At 63.2% G+C, this 18,081-nt stretch carries 17 protein-coding genes and 1 pseudogene; 12 read left to right on the plus strand and 6 right to left on the minus strand.

What is annotated here, in order from left to right; all coding sequences use genetic code 11:
* Positions 1 to 23: 23 nt before the first annotated feature.
* The 7 genes from Q0T48_RS18965 (at position 24) to Q0T48_RS18995 (ending at position 7,413) form a co-directional block, all read left to right on the plus strand.
* Complete coding sequence (locus Q0T48_RS18965) at positions 24 to 893, plus strand: LysR family transcriptional regulator (RefSeq protein WP_295959629.1); 870 nt, start codon at positions 24 to 26, stop codon at positions 891 to 893.
* Between the two features lie 208 nt (positions 894 to 1,101).
* Entirely contained in the window at positions 1,102 to 2,739 is a 1,638-nt protein-coding gene (locus Q0T48_RS18970) for an acyl-CoA synthetase (RefSeq protein WP_295959633.1), read from the plus strand.
* 7 nt (positions 2,740 to 2,746) lie between these two features.
* On the plus strand, positions 2,747 to 3,499 hold the full coding sequence (locus tag Q0T48_RS18975; RefSeq protein WP_295959636.1) for an ABC transporter ATP-binding protein: 753 nt from the start codon (positions 2,747 to 2,749) through the stop codon (positions 3,497 to 3,499).
* Complete coding sequence (locus Q0T48_RS18980; protein ID WP_295959640.1) at positions 3,496 to 4,224, plus strand: ABC transporter ATP-binding protein; 729 nt, start codon at positions 3,496 to 3,498, stop codon at positions 4,222 to 4,224. The genes Q0T48_RS18975 and Q0T48_RS18980 overlap by 4 nt, the downstream gene beginning before the upstream one ends.
* Before the next feature lie 89 nt (positions 4,225 to 4,313).
* Entirely contained in the window at positions 4,314 to 5,483 is a 1,170-nt protein-coding gene (locus Q0T48_RS18985; RefSeq protein ID WP_295959681.1) for an ABC transporter substrate-binding protein, read from the plus strand.
* Between the two features lie 64 nt (positions 5,484 to 5,547).
* The gene (locus Q0T48_RS18990; RefSeq protein WP_295959643.1) at positions 5,548 to 6,432 is read left to right on the plus strand and encodes a branched-chain amino acid ABC transporter permease; all 885 of its coding nucleotides are present in this window, start codon (positions 5,548 to 5,550) and stop codon (positions 6,430 to 6,432) included.
* Positions 6,433 to 6,459: 27 nt separating this feature from the next.
* Positions 6,460 to 7,413, plus strand: a complete 954-nt coding sequence (locus Q0T48_RS18995; RefSeq protein WP_295959646.1) for a branched-chain amino acid ABC transporter permease — start codon at positions 6,460 to 6,462, stop codon at positions 7,411 to 7,413.
* 94 nt (positions 7,414 to 7,507) lie between these two features.
* Here Q0T48_RS18995 and Q0T48_RS19000 read toward each other — a convergent pair whose 3' ends face one another.
* Together Q0T48_RS19000 and Q0T48_RS19005 are read right to left on the minus strand one after the other, a co-directional pair.
* Positions 7,508 to 8,323 carry a class II aldolase/adducin family protein gene (locus Q0T48_RS19000; RefSeq protein ID WP_295959650.1) on the minus strand — a complete coding sequence of 272 codons (816 nt, stop codon included), beginning with the start codon at positions 8,321 to 8,323 and terminating at the stop codon, positions 7,508 to 7,510.
* A gap of 10 nt (positions 8,324 to 8,333) precedes the next feature.
* A complete protein-coding gene (locus tag Q0T48_RS19005; RefSeq protein ID WP_295959652.1) occupies positions 8,334 to 9,317 on the minus strand; it encodes an ABC transporter substrate-binding protein in 984 nt (327 codons plus the stop codon).
* A gap of 107 nt (positions 9,318 to 9,424) precedes the next feature.
* Here Q0T48_RS19005 and Q0T48_RS19010 point away from each other — a divergent pair, with 107 nt between their 5' ends.
* A complete protein-coding gene (locus tag Q0T48_RS19010; RefSeq protein WP_295959655.1) occupies positions 9,425 to 10,402 on the plus strand; it encodes an ABC transporter substrate-binding protein in 978 nt (325 codons plus the stop codon).
* 107 nt (positions 10,403 to 10,509) lie between these two features.
* Here the strand turns inward: Q0T48_RS19010 and Q0T48_RS19015 are convergent, their stop codons facing one another.
* Positions 10,510 to 11,421, minus strand: coding sequence for a DMT family transporter (locus Q0T48_RS19015; protein ID WP_295959658.1), 912 nt, complete (start codon positions 11,419 to 11,421; stop codon positions 10,510 to 10,512).
* A 137-nt stretch (positions 11,422 to 11,558) separates the two neighbouring features.
* A complete protein-coding gene (locus tag Q0T48_RS19020) occupies positions 11,559 to 13,256 on the minus strand; it encodes an electron transfer flavoprotein-ubiquinone oxidoreductase (protein ID WP_295959661.1) in 1,698 nt (565 codons plus the stop codon).
* A 140-nt stretch (positions 13,257 to 13,396) separates the two neighbouring features.
* Here Q0T48_RS19020 and Q0T48_RS19025 point away from each other — a divergent pair, with 140 nt between their 5' ends.
* Positions 13,397 to 14,182, plus strand: coding sequence for an SDR family oxidoreductase (locus tag Q0T48_RS19025; protein ID WP_295959663.1), 786 nt, complete (start codon positions 13,397 to 13,399; stop codon positions 14,180 to 14,182).
* On the opposite strand, the gene mnmD is transcribed toward Q0T48_RS19025, so the two are convergent.
* Complete coding sequence (gene mnmD / locus Q0T48_RS19030) at positions 14,179 to 15,921, minus strand: tRNA (5-methylaminomethyl-2-thiouridine)(34)-methyltransferase MnmD (protein ID WP_295959666.1); 1,743 nt, start codon at positions 15,919 to 15,921, stop codon at positions 14,179 to 14,181. The two genes, Q0T48_RS19025 and mnmD, sit on opposite strands and share 4 nt — an antisense overlap.
* Before the next feature lie 2 nt (positions 15,922 to 15,923).
* Positions 15,924 to 16,196, minus strand: a complete 273-nt coding sequence (locus Q0T48_RS19035; RefSeq protein WP_295959668.1) for an oxidative damage protection protein — start codon at positions 16,194 to 16,196, stop codon at positions 15,924 to 15,926.
* A gap of 197 nt (positions 16,197 to 16,393) precedes the next feature.
* Between Q0T48_RS19035 and Q0T48_RS19040 the strand changes: the two genes are divergently transcribed.
* The 3 genes and pseudogenes from Q0T48_RS19040 to Q0T48_RS19050 all read left to right on the plus strand — a co-directional run.
* On the plus strand, positions 16,394 to 16,576 hold the full coding sequence (locus Q0T48_RS19040) for a hypothetical protein (protein WP_295959671.1): 183 nt from the start codon (positions 16,394 to 16,396) through the stop codon (positions 16,574 to 16,576).
* 108 nt (positions 16,577 to 16,684) lie between these two features.
* The gene (locus tag Q0T48_RS19045; RefSeq protein ID WP_295959674.1) at positions 16,685 to 17,710 is read left to right on the plus strand and encodes a sulfate ABC transporter substrate-binding protein; all 1,026 of its coding nucleotides are present in this window, start codon (positions 16,685 to 16,687) and stop codon (positions 17,708 to 17,710) included.
* Positions 17,707 to 18,081 (plus strand): annotated as a pseudogene (locus tag Q0T48_RS19050) (sulfate ABC transporter permease subunit CysT); the annotation flags it as partial. The gene Q0T48_RS19045 and the pseudogene Q0T48_RS19050, both read left to right, overlap by 4 nt.

Here is an 18,081-nt window from a genome sequence, read left to right on the forward strand (position 1 = left end):
TTGAATTTTCACTGACAAACCCCATGCTTGATCTGGATCTGCTGCAAACCCTGGTCTGCGTGGTAGACGAGCGCAGCTTTACCCGGGCCGCCGAGCGGGTGCACCGCACGCAGTCCACCGTGAGCCAGCAGATTCTGCGGCTGGAGGACAGCGTGGGCCACCCCTTGCTGCACCGCGACCGCACCGGCAAGAACGTCACTCCCACCGAGCGGGGTGAGCTGTTGGCCGCCTACGCCCGCCGCCTGCTGGCCCTCGCCCAGGAGGCCGAAGACGCGCTGGCCAGCCCGGCGGCGCTGGCCCCGGTGCGCATCGGCTTACCAGAAGACTTTGATGCACGCCGGATGACGGCCATCTTGTCCGGCTTCTTGGCCATTGCCCCCGAACTGCGGCTGGAAACCAGCAGCGGATTGAGCTGCGATTTGCAACGCGCCCTGGAGTCGGGCGGCCTGGACCTGGCCTTGCTCCGGCGCGAGCCGGGCAACGGGCCCTGCATTGCGTCCTGGCCTGATGCATTGGTGTGGGTCGCCGGGCCCCAGGCTTTGCCGACCTTGTCGTCCGGCAAGGTGGTGTCGCTGGCTGTGTTTCCGCATGGCTGCATTTACCGGCTGCGGGCCATCCGTGCGCTGGAGGCGGCGGGCAGTCGCTGGCGCATCGCGTTCGTTAGCCACAGCCTGGCGGGGATCCAGGCGGCGGTGTCGTCCGGCCTGGCCGTCAGCGTGTTACCTACCACTGCCTTGCTGGCCGAGCACCGCGTGCTGGGCCCCGCCGACGGCTACCCCGATGTGCCCGGCAGCGAGCTGGCCCTGGTGGCCGCCGCGCTGCCTTTGAGCGCCGCCCAGCGCAGTCTGGCCGGCTACCTGTGTACGGCGATGGCAGCGGCTAGGGTTGGATAGGTTTTGGATTTATTGCTATTTAAAATATAGCTACTAGCGTATATTGAATATGCGCTAGAAGCCTATTTCTTATAAATCACCGGCTAGGGGAAACTCCTAACAAAGTTGGCGGTAACCCGTCAGTAACTTGTAAAAAAGCCTGCCCATAATCCAGCCAACAAAATAAACCTGCCACCGAATTTCGGCGCGCAGGCAACGGAGGCCAAGCATGCGCAGCACACACCCTTACCAGCAGGGCCTGGACAAGAATTCCGCCAACTTTGTGGCGCTGTCGCCGCTGAGCTACATCGAGCGCTCGGCCCATGTCTACCCCGAGCGGTTGGCCGTGATTTATGGCGAGCGCCGCCAAACCTGGGCCACCACCTACACCCGCTGCCGCCAACTCGCCAACGCCCTGCAAGCCCGGGGCGTGGGCACCGGCGACACCGTGGCGGTGATGCTGCCCAATGTGCCCGCCATGCTGGAAGCGCACTTCGCCGTGCCCATGTCGGGCGCGGTGCTCAACACCCTGAACACCCGGCTGGATGCCGAAGCCATCGCCTTCATGCTGCAACACGGCGAGGCCACGGTGCTGCTGACCGACCGCGAATTTGCCAGCGTGGTGGAGAAAGCGCTGGCCATTTTGGGTGACAAACGGCCCTTCGTGATTGAGGTCGAAGACGACCTGGCCCCGACCGGCAAGGCCTTGGGCGACGTGGACTATGAGAGCTTCATTGCCCAGGGCGACCCGCAGTTTGCCTGGCAACTGCCCGCCGACGAGTGGGACGCGATTGCCTTGAACTACACCTCGGGCACCACCGGCAACCCCAAGGGCGTGGTCACCCACCACCGTGGCGCGTATTTGAATGCGGCCAACAACGTGCTGTCGTGGCAGCTGCCGCACCACGCGGTGTACCTGTGGACACTGCCCATGTTCCACTGCAACGGCTGGTGTTTTCCGTGGACCATGGCCCTGGTGGCGGGTACCAGCGTGTGCCTGCGCCGGGTGGACCCGGCCGTCATCTTCCCGCTGATCCGCGAACACGCCATCACCCACCTGTGCGGCGCGCCCATCGTCTACAGCATGCTGGTGCATGCGCCCGCCGCCCTCCGTGAAGGCATTGAGCACATCGTGCAAGGCCTGATCGCCGGTGCCGCGCCGCCTGCCGCCGTCATTGAAGGCTGCGAAAGCATCGGCATCCGCATCACCCACGTCTACGGCCTGACCGAGGTCTACGGCCCGGCAGCGGTCTGCGCGCAGCAGGATGCGTGGACCGAGCTGCCCGCCGAGGAGCATGCCCGCCTCAACGCCCGCCAGGGCGTGGCTTACCCGCTGCAGCAGGCCATGGCCGTGCTGGATCCCGAAACCCTGCAGCCCGTGCCCGCCGATGGTGTGACCATGGGCGAAATCTTCTTCCGCGGCAACATCGTGATGAAGGGCTATCTGAAGAACCCCGTGGCCACCGCCGAGGCCTTTGCGGGTGGCTGGTTCCATACCGGCGACCTGGCGGTGCTGCACCCCGACGGCTACGCCCAGATCAAGGACCGCAGCAAGGACATCATCATCTCGGGCGGCGAAAACATCTCCAGCATCGAGGTGGAAGACGTGCTGCACCGCCACCCGGCGGTGATGCTGGCGGCCGTGGTGGCCCAGCAGGACGAAAAGTGGGGCGAGGTGCCCTGCGCGTTTGTCGAGCTCAAGCCGGGTTCGCAGACCACCGAGGAAGACATCATTATGTTTTGCCGCACCTTGCTGGCCCGCTTCAAGGTGCCAAAACGGGTGGTGTTCGGGCCTTTGCCCAAAACATCGACGGGCAAAATCCAGAAATTCGTACTCCGCGCCCAGACCCCTGGCGCTAAAAATTAGGAACCGAATGGCGAACGACATCATTTTGCAAACTAAAGGCTTGACCAAGGAGTTCCTCGGCTTTGCCGCCGTCTCCAAGGTCGACCTGAAGGTCCAACGCGGCAGCATCCATGCACTGATCGGTCCTAACGGCGCGGGCAAGACGACAGTATTCAACCTGCTGACCAAGTTCATCCAGCCCACCCAGGGCCAAATTCAGTTCAACGGCGCAGATATCACCCGCGAGACCCCCATCCAGGTGGCGCGCCGGGGCATGGTGCGCTCGTTCCAGATTTCGGCCACCTTCGGCCACCTGACGGCGCTGGAAAACGTACGCGTGGCCTTGCAGCGCAAGCGCGGCGACTCGTTCAACTTCTGGTCTTCGGTGCGGCGGCTGGATGCACTCAATGGCCGCGCCATGGCCTTGCTGGAGGAGGTGGATTTGCAAACCTTTGCCGACACCGTAGCGGTAGAAATGCCCTATGGCCGCAAACGCGCCCTAGAGATCGCCACCACGCTAGCGCTGGAGCCCGAGCTGATGCTGCTGGACGAGCCCACCCAGGGCATGGGCCACGAGGACGTGGGCCGGGTGGTGGAGCTGATCCGCAAGGTGTCCAAAAACCGCACCATTCTGATGGTGGAGCACAACCTGTCGGTGGTGGAGTCGCTGTGCGACACCATTACCGTGTTGCAGCGCGGCAGCGTACTGGCCGAGGGCAACTACGCCACCGTGTCCAAAGACCCGCGCGTACTGGAAGCCTATGTGGGGGTGGAAGCATGAGTAGAGAAGCGAACGGTTCCAGCGGAAAAGAAGTTTTACGCCTGAAGGGCCTGCACGCCAACTACGGCGAATCGCACATCCTGCACGGTATCGACCTGCATGTGAACACTGGCGAGCTAGTCACCCTGCTGGGCCGCAACGGCGCGGGCCGCTCCACCACCTTGAAGGCGATCTTGGGCCTGGTGGGCAAGCGCACCGGCTCCATCCAGTTCAATGGGCAAGAGATCACCGGCCTGGCACCGCACCGCATCGCCCGGCTGGGCGTGGGCTTTTGCCCGGAAGAGCGCGGCATCTTCGCGGGCCTGTCCACCGAAGAAAACCTGCTGCTGCCGCCCATCGTGGCCCCCGGCGGTATGACGCTGGACGAGATCTACACCCTGTTTCCCAACCTGCTGGAGCGGCGCAACAGCCCCGGCACGCGTTTGTCGGGTGGTGAGCAGCAGATGCTGGCCATGGCCCGAATTCTGCGCACCGGTGCCAAAACCCTGCTGTTGGACGAAATCACAGAAGGCCTGGCCCCGGTGATTGTCAAAAAGCTGGGCGAGGTGATCCGCCTGCTGAAAACCCGTGGCTACACCATCGTGCTGGTGGAGCAAAACTTCCGCTTTGCCGCCCCGTTGGCGGACCGGCATTACGTGCTGGAGCATGGCCAGGTGGCCATGGTGGTGCACAAGGACGAGCTGGCAGACAAGACCAGCGCAATGCAAGCCCTGCTTGGCGTGTAAGCCGAGCGAAACTTATTTTCAATGTTGACCAGAAGAGACTAACCGTGAACTTCAAACTTAAACCCCTTGCCCAGGCTGTTGGCTTGTCGATGTTGCTGGCCACCGCCGCCCAGGCCCAGGTGTCAGACGGCGTGGTCAAGATTGGCGTGCTGACCGATCTGTCGGGCACCTATTCGGACCTGGCCGGTAACGGCACCCTGATTGCTACCAAGATGGCCATCGACGACTTTATGGCCGCTGAAAAACCCACGTTCAAGGTCGAAATGGTCTCGGCCGACCACCAGAACAAGGGCGACATTTCCAGCAACAAGGCCCGCGAATGGATAGAGCGCGACAAGGTCGATGTGATCACCGAGCTGGTCACGTCCTCCACCGCGCTGGCAGTACAAAAAATCGGCAAGGAAAAAAACCGCATCGTCATCATCAACGGCGCCGGCTCCACCGCCATCACCAACGAAGCCTGCAACGATGTCACGGTGCACTACACCTACGACACCTTTGCGGTGGCCAACGGCACGGCCAAGGCCGTGACCAAGGCGGGCGGCAAGAAATGGTTCTTCCTGACAGCCGACTACGCCTTTGGCCACGCGCTGGAAAAAGACGCGTCGGATGTGGTCAAGTCCAGCGGCGGCGAGGTGGTGGGCAGCGTGCGGCACCCGTTCCCCACGTCGGACTTTTCGTCCTTCCTGCTGAAGGCGCAGTCTTCGGGCGCGCAGATCATTGGCCTGGCCAATGCGGGCGGTGACACCATCAACTCGATCAAGCAGGCTGCAGAGTTCGGCATCACCGGCAAGCAGCAGCTTGCGGGCCTGCTGATGTTCATCACCGACATCCATTCGCTGGGCCTCAAAACCACGCAAGGCATGTACCTCACCGAAGGCTTTTACTGGGATCTGAACGACGAAACCCGGGCCTGGTCGAAGCGTTTCTTTGCACAGCACAAACGCATGCCCACCATGGTGCAGGCCGGCCAGTATTCGTCCATCATGCATTACCTGAAGGCGGTCAAGGCCATCAACAGCGACGATACCGCCAAGGTGATGGCGCAGATGAAGAAGATGCCCATCAACGACTTCTTTGCCAAGAACGGCACGATCCGCGAAGACGGTCGCATGGTCCACGACATGTACCTGATGCAGGTCAAGACCCCGGCCGAATCTAAAACACCGTGGGACTACTACAAGGTGAAAGCCGTGATCCCCGCGGCCGAGGCCTTCCAGCCCTTGTCCGCCTCACGCTGCCCGCTGATCAAGAAATAAGTTGAGTTCCCCCGGGGTCGTTGTTGCCCCGGATTTTTACGCGCTACAAGGGGAAACACCCGCTATGGAAATCTTTGGCATACCGTCACCGGCCTTCTTCGGCCAACTGCTGCTGGGGCTGATCAACGGCTCGTTTTATGCCATCCTGAGCCTGGGTCTGGCCATCATTTTTGGCCTGCTCAACATCATCAACTTTGCCCATGGGGCGCAGTACATGGTGGGCGCGTTTGTGGCCTGGATGGGCTTTACCTGGCTGGGCATTGGCTACTGGTGGGCGCTAATTTTGTCGCCGCTGGTGGTGGGCGTGGTGGCGGTGGTGATAGAGCGCACCATGCTCAAGCAGCTCTACAAGCTGGACCACCTGTACGGCCTGCTGCTGACCTTCGGGCTGGCCCTGATGGCCGAGGGCGTGTTCAAAAACTACTTTGGCGTGTCCGGCGAATCCTACGAGGTGCCCGAGCTGCTGCAGGGCGGCATCAACCTGGGCTTCATGTATTTGCCGATCTACCGGGCCTGGGTGGTGGTGGCGGCCATGACCGTGTGCTTCAGCGCCTGGTACGCCATCGAGCGCACCAGCCTGGGGGCCACGCTGCGCGCCGCGACCCAGCGGCCCGACCTGGTGCAGGCCCTGGGCATCAATGTGCCGGTGCTGCTCACGGCTACCTACGCTGTGGGTGCCGGGCTGGCCGCGTTTGCCGGGGTGCTGGCCGCGCCCATCATGCAGGTGAACCCGGTGATGGGCTCCAACCTCATCATCGTGGTGTTTGCGGTGGTGGTGATTGGCGGCATGGGCTCGATTTTGGGCTCCATCGTCACCGGGCTGGGTCTGGGCGTGGTGGAGGGGCTGACCAAGGTGTTCTACCCCGAGGCTTCGGCGGTGGTGATTTTTGTGGTGATGGTGCTGGTGCTGCTGGTCAAACCCGCAGGCCTGTTTGGCAAACAAGCTTAGAAGCAGGAGTTGAACGGAATGAACGCTATGACTGAACGCCAGCGCACTTTTGCCTTGTTTACGGTGCTGATCGTGGTGGGCTGCATCGCGCCCTTTGTGCTGTACCCCACGTTTTTAATGAAGCTGCTGTGCTTTGCTCTGTTTGCTTGCGCCTTCAACCTGCTGCTGGGCTTTGCCGGGCTGCTGTCGTTTGGGCACGCGGCCTTTTTTGGCGGCTCGGCCTACATCACCGGCTACCTGTGCCGCGACCTGGGCCTGTCGCCTGAGCTGGGCCTGCTGGCCGGGGCCGCATTTGGCGGTGTGCTGGGTGCCTTGTTTGGCATGCTGGCGATCCGCCGCGAAGGTATTTACTTCGCCATGATCACCCTGGGTCTGGCGCAGTTGGTCTACTTTGTGGCGGTGCAAATGCCGTTCACCGGCGGCGAAGACGGCATGCAAGGCATTCCGCGCGGCAAGCTGTTCGGGCTGGTCGATCTGAGCGACAACATTGCCATGTATTTCTTTGTGTTTGCGGTGTTTTTGGGCGGCTTCTGGTTGATCCACCGCACCATCCATTCGCCGTTTGGCCAGATTTTGAAAGCTATCCGCGACAACGAGCCGCGCGCTATCTCGCTGGGCTACGACGTGGCCCGCTTCAAGCTACTGGCGTTTGTGATCTCGGCCTCGCTGGCCGGGCTGGCGGGATCGATGAAGTCGCTGGTGTTCCAGCTCGCCTCGCTGGCTGACGTGCACTGGCACACCTCGGGCCAGGTGGTGCTGATGACCCTGCTGGGCGGCCTGGGCACCATCCTCGGCCCGGTGGCCGGGGCCTTCACCATCGTCAGCCTGGAGAATCTGCTGGCCGACAAAGTGGGCTCCTGGGTCGAGGTGATCATGGGCGCGATCTTTGTGGTCTGCGTGCTGCTGTTTCGCCGTGGCGTGGTGGGCGAGATCGGTGCCTTGTTCGGCAAGAAACCGGCAGCGGGGCCGGCCGGGCACTGAAACACAATGCTCCTATTTTTTATATCAAAAACAGGAGCAGATAGCGTAGGTTAAATCTACGCTAGAAGCTGTTTTCATGCCTGAAAAATAGCCTTTATTCTAATAATTCAGGCTCGGCCTCCACCAGGCCTTCGTACAGACTTTCAAACGCATGCAGCGCCCCCTCGGGCTTGCCGATCTGGCTGTGCGTGTGGCGCGCTACGGCTTCGTCGATGGGCTGCGGCGTGCCAGCGGCTTCGGCCAGCAGCTGGGTGTGGCAGGCGTTGTCCAGCGCGATGTACCACCAGGCTGCGGCTTCCACCGTGGGCCCGGCGCTCAGGATGCCGTGGTTCTTCAAGATCGCGCCTTTGCGGTCGCCCAACGCGCGGGCGATGCGCAGGCCCTCGCTTTCGTCCACCACCATGCCGGTGAAGTCGTCAAACAGCGCCACGTCGTCGTGGAACACGCAGGCATCCTGCGTCAGCGTGTCCAGCTTGCGGCCCAGGGTGGACCAGGCTTTGCCGTAGGTGGAATGGGTGTGGGCGGCGGCGATGATGTTGGGGTTGTGCTCGTGAATAGCGGCGTGGATGGCAAACGCGGCCTTGTTCAGCGGCCGGTCGCCAATGACGGTTTCACCCCGGCTGTTGACCAGCAACAGGTCGGACACCTTGATGCGCGAGAAGTGCACGCCCAGCGGGTTGACCCAGAAGTGGTCGGTCAGCTCCGGGTCGCGCGCGGTGATGTGCCCGGCCAGGCCCTGGGCAAAGCCGAAGCGGGCAAACAGCCGAAACGCCCCGGCCAGGCGCTCCTGCCGGTGGCGGCGCTCGGCGGCGATGCTGGTGCGCGGCGGAATGGGGTCGAACCAGAACTTTTGCTGGGGCTGCGGATTGGGTTGCAGGGCGTTGCGATCGATAGATAAAACGGCGCTCATTGGGTGTCTTTCAAGATTTAAGCAAAGTGTAGAAGCGGCGGTCCCACAGCGGGCGCACTGCAGCCGGGCCGTCCAGCACACCCAGCTTCACAAAGGTGTCGGCCACGTCCTGGTGGCTGCGCAGCACGGTCTCGTCCACGGCGGCCAGGCTGTAGTCGCCGCTGCGGCGGTTGAACAGCTCTACCAGGTCACCCACCGGCACCCGGGTTTCACTCGACTGGGCGCGGGCATAGGCCAGGTAGTTGCTGTTGCTCCAGGCAAAGGCGCGCTGCAGGCGCTGCAGCAGGTCGCCGATGGCGGCAGCGCGGGGCGTGTCGTCCAGCGTGCGCGGGTTGGCGTAGATGGGGAAGTTGCCCGACAGATAGCCTACCGCCGTCTTAATGGTGCGCGCGCCGTACTGGGTGCGGGCTAGCTGGCCGTTGTAGCCGTAGATGGCCCAGGCATCCAGATCGCCACGGGCAAAGGCCGACAGCCCGTCCGCCGGGGTCAGGCTGACCGCGTCGATATCGCCAAACGACAGCCCGGCCTCGGCCAGTTGCTTGGCCAGGTAGTAGTGCGCCGTGGTGGCGCGCACATAGCCGATGCGCTTGCCCTTGAAGTCGGCAATGCTGCGGATGGGCGCGTCTTTGCGCGCCAGCGTGGCCTGGTTGTTCAGGTCCTCGTGGGTTACGGCGACAAAGCGCACGCTGGCCTTTTGCCGCGCGGCAAACACGGCGGGGATTTCGCTGCCCGAGCCCAGGTCCAGCGCATCGCCGTTGATGGCTTCGATGTGCAGCACGCCGTTGTTGAACTCGCGCCAGTCGATCTTGTACGGCGTATCGGCCTGGCCCGAGGCCTGCAGCAGGGGCCGCCACAAGCCTTTGTAGGTGCCCACGCGCAGCGTTACGTCGCGCATGTCTGGGGAAGTGGAGGAGGGTGCCGCTTGCGTGGACGCGGTGCCCAGGGCAGCCGTGGCCAGCAGCCATTGGCGGCGTGTGAGAAGGGGGTTTTGCATACCCTCCAAGGTAACCAGCACCGGCCTGCTTGCCAACGTAGAAAAGCAAGCTTGCATATCTGGAATGCGTCGTTGGGGCGGCGGGCCTGGTTGGCTACCTTTGGCGCATGAACAACCTACTCTCACCCCTTTCGCGCCGCCAATGGCTGCAAGCTGCCGCCGTGCTACCCGCCGTCGGCGTACTTCCCCGCTGGAGCGCGGCCCAGACGCAGACGGCACTGGTCCTGGGCGACCAGGCCGGTGGACTGCGCGCCTTGTTCGAAGCCTCCAAGGCGCTGGACGGCGCACCCTTTGCCTGGCACTGGGCCAACTTCCAGGGCGCAGCCCCGCTGTTTGAGGCGCAACGTAGCGGCGCGGTGGACATGGCCATGGCGGGCGATCTGCCGGTGCTGGCCGCGGCGGTGGGCAAGACCGCGATGAAGATCGTGGCTACGCGTGTCGGTAAGGCCGACTCGCTGGGCATCGTGGTGCAGGGCGATTCGCCGCTGCGCAGCGTGGCCGACCTGCGCGGCAAAACCGTGGTGGTGTCATCGGCGCGCGGCAGCATTTCGCAGTACCAGCTCTACGGCGCGCTGGAAGAAGCCGGGGTGCGGCGCGACGAGGTCACCGTCAAGTTCGTGCTGCCCACCGATGCGTCCACCGCGTTTGCGTCCAAGCAGATCGACGCCTGGGCGGTGTTTGACCCGTACTACACCATTGCTTTGCAAAACGGCGGCCGCATCCTGCGCGACCGGCGCGGCATCAACACCGCTTTAGGTTTCATCACCGCCAGCGAAGAGGCCCTGGCCGACCCCGGCAAGCGCAAAGCCATCGTGCAGTTTCTGGACCGCCTGGCCCGCGCAGGCGATTGGGCACTGGCCCATCCCGAGGTCTATGCCCAGGCCTACACCCAGTTGACCCGCCTGCCGATCAAAGCGGCCCGCACCATCACCGGCCGTGCCGCCGTGACCGGTCGGCCGGTGAGCGAGGCCGACATCAGCGCCCTGCAAACCGTGGCCGACCGCTCGGCCCGCGACGGGATTCTGCCGCTGCGGGTGGACGTGCGCGCCATCACCGACACCCAGCTCTGGCCGCGGGCAGCCTGAAAACACAACGCTCCTGTTTTTGATGTCAAAAACAGGAGCGCTGTGCGTATATTTCATATGCGCTATAGCTTTATTTTAAGGATGAAAAAAGGCCGAATTTCATGTATTTAACTTTGGCGCTTTACCGTACCGGCGCGCGAGACCAAGAACACCCCCGGCAGAATCAAAGCCGCACCCACCAAATGGTGCCAACCCAGGCTTTCGCCCAACACCAGCCACGCCAGCAGCGCCCCATACAAAGGGCCCAGGTACAGGGTGACGGCCACCTTGCTGGCCCCCAGAATTTTTTGTGCCCAGCCGTAAATCCAATAGGCCATGATGCCCGGCACCAGGGCCGCCGTCACACCCAGCACCCAGGCCTCGGTGCCCAGCGGTGGGGTATCGGGCTGCGCCATTTCCCAGGCGGTGCCCAGCAGCAAAACTGGCATGGCCCCCCAGCAGATGGCGGCCAACCGGGCGGTGGAGCCCAACGTGCTGGGCCAGATTTTCTGCAGCAGCGCATACAGCGCCCATGACACCATGGCGGCCACAATCCAGCCATCGCCGACCACAAATTGCACCTGGCGCAAGGCCGTCCATTCGCCTTTGACGATCACATGCAGCACGCCCGTGAGCGCAATGGCTACACCCAGGGCCTGCGACCAGCGCATGCGCTCGTGCAACCACAGCACCGAGCCAAGTGCAATCAACACCGGGGACGCCGAGTAAATCAGGGAAATATTGACTGCCCCCGTGGTCTGCGCACCCAGATACACCCAAGCACCGCACACCACCATGCCGCAAAAGCCCAGCGCCACGTACTGGTACCACACGGCCGCAATGCTGCGCCAGTCGCGCCGCAACTCGGCGCGTGCGTGCAGGCTCAGCAGTAGCCCCGCCAGGCCCCAGCGGATGCAGGCCAGCGTATAGGGCGCGATGACCCCCGGTGCGCGGCGCGCCACAAAATAGTTGACCGCCCACAGCAGCGGAATCAGCCAGATGGCCCATTGGGCCAAGCGTGTTTGGGCTTCAAGGCGCAACGGAGGGGTTCTTTCAGACGGGGTGTTTGCAACGCACAAAAAAATGCTCCTGTTTTTAACATCAAAAACAGGAGCGGCTATCGAAGGTTATATATGCGCTAGAGCCACATTTCATACCTGAAAAATAGCCCTAAAAATTACATTCCGGCGTAATTGGGTCCGCCACCGCCTTCAGGTGTAACCCAGACGATGTTTTGCGTCGGGTCTTTGATGTCGCAGGTTTTGCAGTGCACGCAGTTTTGCGCGTTGATCTGCAGGCGGTCCTGGCCGGCATCGGTCTTCACAAACTCGTAGACACCGGCGGGGCAGTAACGCGCCTCGGGGCCGGCGTACTTGTGCAGGTTGATGTTGACCGGCACGCTGGCATCTTTGAGCGTCAAGTGCGCGGGCTGGTTTTCTGCGTGGTTGGTGTTGCTGATGAACACGCTGCTGAGGCGGTCGAAGGTCAGCTTGCCATCGGGCTTGGGATACACGATGGGCTTGCACTGCGCGGCGGGTTTCAAATAGGCGTGGTCAGGCTTGTCGCGGCGCAGCGTCCAGGGGACGTGGCCGCGCAGGGCAAACTGCTCGACACCGTTCATGATCGTGGCGGTGACCAGGCCCTTTTTGAACCAGGCTTTGAAGTTGCGCGCCTTGTGCAATTCGGTGTGCAGCCAGCTTTTCTCAAACGCCTCGGGGTAGGCGCTGAGCTCGTCGTGCTGGCGGCCACCGGTGACGGCGGCGTAGGCGGCTTCGGCGGCCAGCATGCCGGTCTTGATGGCGGCGTGGCTGCCCTTGATGCGGCTCACGTTCAAAAAGCCCGCGTCGCAGCCCACCAGTGCGCCGCCGGGGAACACGGTTTTGGGCAGGCTGGAAAGGCCACCGGCGGTGATGGCGCGGGCACCGTAGCCCAGGCGCTTGGCGGGTTGGATGCCGTGCTCGGCATCGCCTTCCAGGTACCAGCGCACGTTGGGGTGGGTCTTCCAGCGCTGGAATTCTTCAAATGGGCTGAGGTAGGGATTGGCGTAGTCCAGCCCGGTCACAAAGCCCAGCGTGACCTTGTTGCCTTCCATGTGGTACAGAAACGCGCCGCCATAGGTGCTGTTGTCCAGCGGCCAGCCACCGGTGTGCATTACAAAGCCGGGCTCGTGGCGCTTGGGGTCGATTTCCCACACTTCCTTGATGCCCAGGCCGTAGGTTTGCGGGTCTTTGCCGTCGTCGAGTTTGAACTTGGCGATGAGCTGCTTGCCCAGGTGGCCGCGCGCGCCCTCGGCAAACACAGTGTATTTGCCCAGCAGCTCCATGCCGATCTGGAAATCGGCGGTGGGCTCGCCGTCTTTGCCGATGCCCATGTTGCCGGTGGCCACGCCCTTCACCGAGCCGTCGGCGTTGTACAGCACCTCGGCGGCGGCGAAGCCGGGGAAGATTTCCACGCCCAAGCCTTCGGCCTGCTCGGCCAGCCATTTCGTGAGCGCGCCCAGGCTGATGATGTAGTTGCCGTGGTTCTGAAAGCAAGCCGGCAGCAGGAAGTTGGGCGTGCGGAAGGCGAATTTTTCGCCCAGGAAGATCATCGCGTCGTCGGTCACCGGCTGGTTCAGCGGGGCACCCATGGCCTTCCAGTCGGGGAAGAGCTCGGTCAGGGCAATCGGGTCCATGATGGCGCCGCTGAGGATGTGGGCACCGGGTTCGGAGCCTTTTTCCAGCACCACCACCGATACGTCCGTACCTTTTTCCGCCGCCAGCTGTTTCAGGCGGATGGCGGTGGCCAGTCCGCCGGGGCCGCCACCGACCACGACCACGTCGTATTCCATCGCTTCACGGGGGCCAAACTGGGCCAGGATCTCTTCGTTTGTCATGTCATTCTTTTCGGGTGGGGCGGCTGCTGGGGTGCAGTTACAACGGGGTTACAAGCGGGACAAAATCGCCGCGATTTTATGCGGACTGCCCGGGGGGCGCTGTCACAATGGTCGATTACTACAGTGTGGAGACTCTCAGCATGGCATACAGCATGGATCTTTCGGGCCGGGTGGCCCTGGTTACCGGCGCATCGGGCGGCCTGGGGGCTCAGTTTGCCCGCACGCTGGCACAGGCCGGGGCGGCCGTGGTGCTGGCCAGCCGCCGCATCGACAAGCTCAAGGAGCTGCGCGCCCAGATCATCGGCGAGGGCGGTGACGCCACCGTGGTGGAGCTAGACGTAAGCGACAACGACTCTATCCAATCCGCCGTGGCGCACACCGAAACCGAGGTGGGTTCCATCGACATCCTGGTCAACAACTCGGGCGTGAGCACCACCCAGCGCCTGCAGGACGTGACTGAGGACGACTTCGACTTCATGTTTAACACCAATGTGCGCGGCGCATTTTTTGTCGCGCAGGCGGTGGGCAAACGCATGCTGGCCCGGGCCCAAGGCTCGGCCCCCGGCAGCTATACCGGCGGGCGCATCATCAACATCGCCAGCATGGCCGGGCTCAAGGTGCTGCCGCAGATTGGCGTGTATTGCATGAGCAAGGCGGCGGTGATCCAGATGACCAAGGCCATGGCGGTGGAGTGGGGCAAGTACGGCATCAACGTCAACGCCATTTGCCCCGGCTACATCGACACCGAAATCAACCACCACCACTGGAGCACCGAGCAGGGCCAGAAGCTGGTGCAGATGCTGCCGCGCAAACGCATCGGCAAGCCGGAAGACCTGGACGCGCTGCTGGTGCTGCTGGCCAGCGGGCAGAGCCACTTTTTGAACGGCGCGGTGATTGCCGCCGACGATGGCTTTGGTGCAGCCTAAGCGTTGCTGAGGTAGCGCCGCACGTCCAGCGCCGCCGCTGCTTTCTTCTCCACCGGCCAGGGCTCACCATGCAATTGCGCCGCCAGCAGCTCGGCGCACAGGTGGGCAAAGCTCAGCCCACGTGAACCCATGGCCGTGCTGGCCCATAGGCCGGGGGCGATCTGTCCCACCATCGGCAAACGGTCCGGGGCCGCGCAGCGGATACCCGCCCAGGCTTGCACCGTGCCGTCTTCAAATTGGTTTTGCAACACGCTGGCCGCTTCGGGCAGCAGGACCTGCAGGCGCTCCAGGTTGGCCTGGTGGTCGGCTGCGGTGACATCTGCACAGGCGCTGTCGCGTTCGTAGCTGGCCCCCATCACCCAGGTGCGGCCCTGCGCCGTGGGCAGATCGGGGATGAAGCTGCCGTGGCCATTGACGGGGTAGAGCGGCAAGGTCTCATTTCTACGCGACCCGATGGAAACCTGGCCGCGGATGGGCTGCAGGGGTAAGGCCGCTCCGCCGATCGCCCGGCTGGCCATGCCGGCGGCCACCACCACCAGCGGGGCTTGTGCCAGCACTTGGTCCTGCACATCCAGCACCTGCCAGCCCTCGGGCGTTGCTTGTAGTCTGTCTACCTGCGCCCCGCCTTGCCAGGTGATGTGCGCGTGGTCCAGCCAGGCTTGCACCAGGTGTGCGGGGCGGACCCAGCCTGCATGGGCGTGCCACAGCGGTTCGGCATTGGCCTGCTTTTCCTGCACCCCCGAGGGCTGCCAGTCTTGGTCAATGGTCAACAGTAACTGAGCCTGCTGCAGCGTGGACCGCACGCCGCTGCGCGACAGGCGCGAGGCCAGGTTGTCGTCTTTGGACACCAGCGGGGCCAGCAGCCCGCCGGGTAGACCGGACGCCCCGGCAGCGGGGGCCGGAGCAGCATCCAGCACGGTCACCTGCCAGCCGCGCCGTGCCAGGCTGGCGGCCACGGCGGCCCCGGCCAGGCCTGCGCCAATGACGATGCAGTGGCTGGGCGGCATGGGTGATCTGGGTGCGGTGGCCTCGGGCTTGCGGGGCTCCCAGGTGGGGTTGTAGTGGCCTTGCAGGTTGTCGCGCTTGGGCGGTATGCCCGGGGTTTTTTGCACGTCAAAGCCGCACTGGGCCAGGCTGTCGCGCACGGTGCGGGCGATGGTCCAGGTGGCGACGCGGGTGCCGCGTCGGCAGCGCCGGGCCACGGCCTTCAGGGTGTGCAGATTCCAGATGTCGGGGTTGCGTTGCGGGCTGAAGCCGTCCAGGTACACACTGTCGGCCTCAAACGCCATTTCGCGCAGCATGGCCTGGGCATCACCGACGCACAGGGTGAGCACCACCTGGCCGCCCTCGAATACCAGGCGGTGAAATCCCGGTGTCAGGCCCCACCACTGGGCGTGGAGCTGGGTGGCCAGGGGTTGGAGTATGGGGTCGGTGGGCAGGCTGCGCAGCAGATCGTCGGCGCTGGCGGGCCAGGCTTCGATGGAGACAAAGTGCAAAACCTGGGGTCGCTGCGGGTCGGCCCGCCAGGCAGCCCAGGTGACCAGAAAGTTCAGGCCCAGGCCAAAGCCGGTTTCCAGGATACGCCACTGTGGCTGCTCGGCCCAGGCGGCGGGCAGGCCGCAGCCGTGGAAAAACACCTCGCGGGCCTGCGCCAGCCCGCCCCCTTCGCTGCGGTAGCGGTCACCGAAGCGCGGGCTGAACGGCGTGCCGTCGGGCAGCCATTCAATAGCTTCACTCAAGATCAGGCGGCGGGGGGGACGTAGCCTTGGGCGGCATCGGCACCGCTGCCGAAGAAATGGTTTTCCATCTGGCGGGCTAGGTACTGGCGGGCGCGCAGGTCGGCCAGGTTCAGGCGGTTTTCATTCACCAGCATCGTCTGGTGCTTGAGCCAGGCGGCCCAGGCTTCCTTGCTGACGTTTTCCCACAGGCGCTTGCCCAGGTCGCCGGGGTAGGGCGGAAAGTCGAGGCCTTCGGCTTCTTTGTCGAGTTTGATGCAGTGGACCATGCGTGCCATGTGGGAGCCTTGTAGATTTTGAAATTTAAGAGAGGGGCGGGTCCGGTGGACCCGCAATGCAGGGGGCGACTTTAGCAATCTTTTGAAGCCCGCTGGCCGGGATGGTTACGCCGCCTTTACAGAACTTCATTGCTTGCGCGTAGGCCAGACGGGCGGCCAGCCGTTGAATAGACATTACTTATATCTGGAGTCCCGCTATGCGAGCCCTTGTCTCTGCTCTTGTGTTGGTTGCGGCCTTGTCTGGTTGCGCGATCGTGCCCTACGGCCCCAACGTATATGGCCCCGGCGTGGTGGTGCAGCCCCAGGTGGTGCTGTCGGGTGGTTATTACTACGGCCATGGCGGCGGTTATGGGCGCGGTTGGGGTGGTCGGGGGCGTTAATCCGCTTCTATATTCGAAATCCAGCTAACCAAACAAATAATCAGTCGTTTGAGAATGAAGCGGCGGACCAGACAATAAAGGACAACTCTTTTATCGTCTGGTAACCGCATGCCCACTTCTCTGTTTCGCTCGAAATCACCTGTTCGGACCCTGTTTGCGGGCTTGTTGCTGGCCGCCAGTGGCATCGCATCTGCGCAGCAAACCACGCTGCTCAATGGCTCCTACGACGTGGCGCGTGAGTTCTACAAGGACTACAACGCCGCCTTCGTGGCCCACATCAAGAAAACCACTGGCAAAGACGTCAAGATCGACCAGTCGCACGCTGGTTCCAGCGCCATTGCGCGCTCGGTGGCCGAGGGCCTGGATGCCGATGTGGTGACCATGAACACCTCCACTGACATCGACTTCCTGGCCGAAAAAGGCGTGGTCGCCAAGGACTGGAACAAGAAGTTCCCTGGCAACGCCTCGCCCACCACCTCCACCATGCTGTTTTTGGTGCGCAACGGCAACCCCAAGGGCATCAAGGACTGGGACGACCTGGTCAAGCCCGGCATCCAGGTGGTTGTGGTGAACCCCAAAACCGGTGGCAATGGCCGTTATGCCTACCTGGCCGCCTGGGGCTACGCCAAGAAGAAGGGCGGTACCGACGCGCAGGCCGCCGACTTTGTGGGCAAGCTGTACAAAAACGTGCCGGTGCTGGCCCAGGGCGGTCGTGCGGCCACCACCACCTTTTTACAGCGCAATATCGGCGACGTGCTGGTGACCTTTGAGTCCGAAGTGGTGTCGATTGACCGTGAATTCGGCGCGGGCAAGGTCGATGCCATCCACCCCAGCATCAGCGTGGTGGCCGAGAACCCGGTCGCCGTGGTGGAGCGCACCGTGGCCAAGAAGGGCACGCAGGTGCTGGCCAAGGAATACCTGGACTACCTGTATTCAGACGAAGCGCAGGAAATCGCCGCCAAGCATGCGCTGCGCCCACGCAACGAAGCCATCCTGAAGAAATACGCGGCCGTGTTCAAGCCGATCCAGTTGTTTACCGTGAATGAGTTGTTTGGCAGCCTGGGCGAAGCGCAGAAGGTGCATTTCAACGACGGCGGCCAGTTCGATAAGATCTACACGCCGGGTGCTAAATGACGGCAATGGTTTTCAACCCCCTGGCCCGCGCCAAGACCGGCAAGGCCAAGCGGGTGCTGCCCGGCTTCGGGCTGACGCTGGGCTACACCCTGTTTTACCTGTGCGTGATCGTGCTGGTGCCGCTGTCGGCCCTGGTGTTCAACACCTTTAACCTGACCTGGGACCAGTTTGTAGCCGCCGTGACCGGGCCGCGGGTGATGGCCTCGTACCGCCTGACCTTTGGCGCGTCACTGTTTGCCGCGCTGGTGAACCTGGTGTTTGGCCTGCTGGTGGCGTGGGTGCTGGTGCGCTACAGCTTCCCCGGCAAAAAGATTGTGGATGCGCTGGTGGACCTGCCGTTTGCGCTGCCCACCGCCGTGGCCGGTATCTCG

Origin of the sequence: Rhodoferax sp. (assembly GCF_025354435.1) — a bacterium.
Taxonomy (GTDB): Bacteria; Pseudomonadota; Gammaproteobacteria; order Burkholderiales; family Burkholderiaceae_C; genus Rhodoferax_B.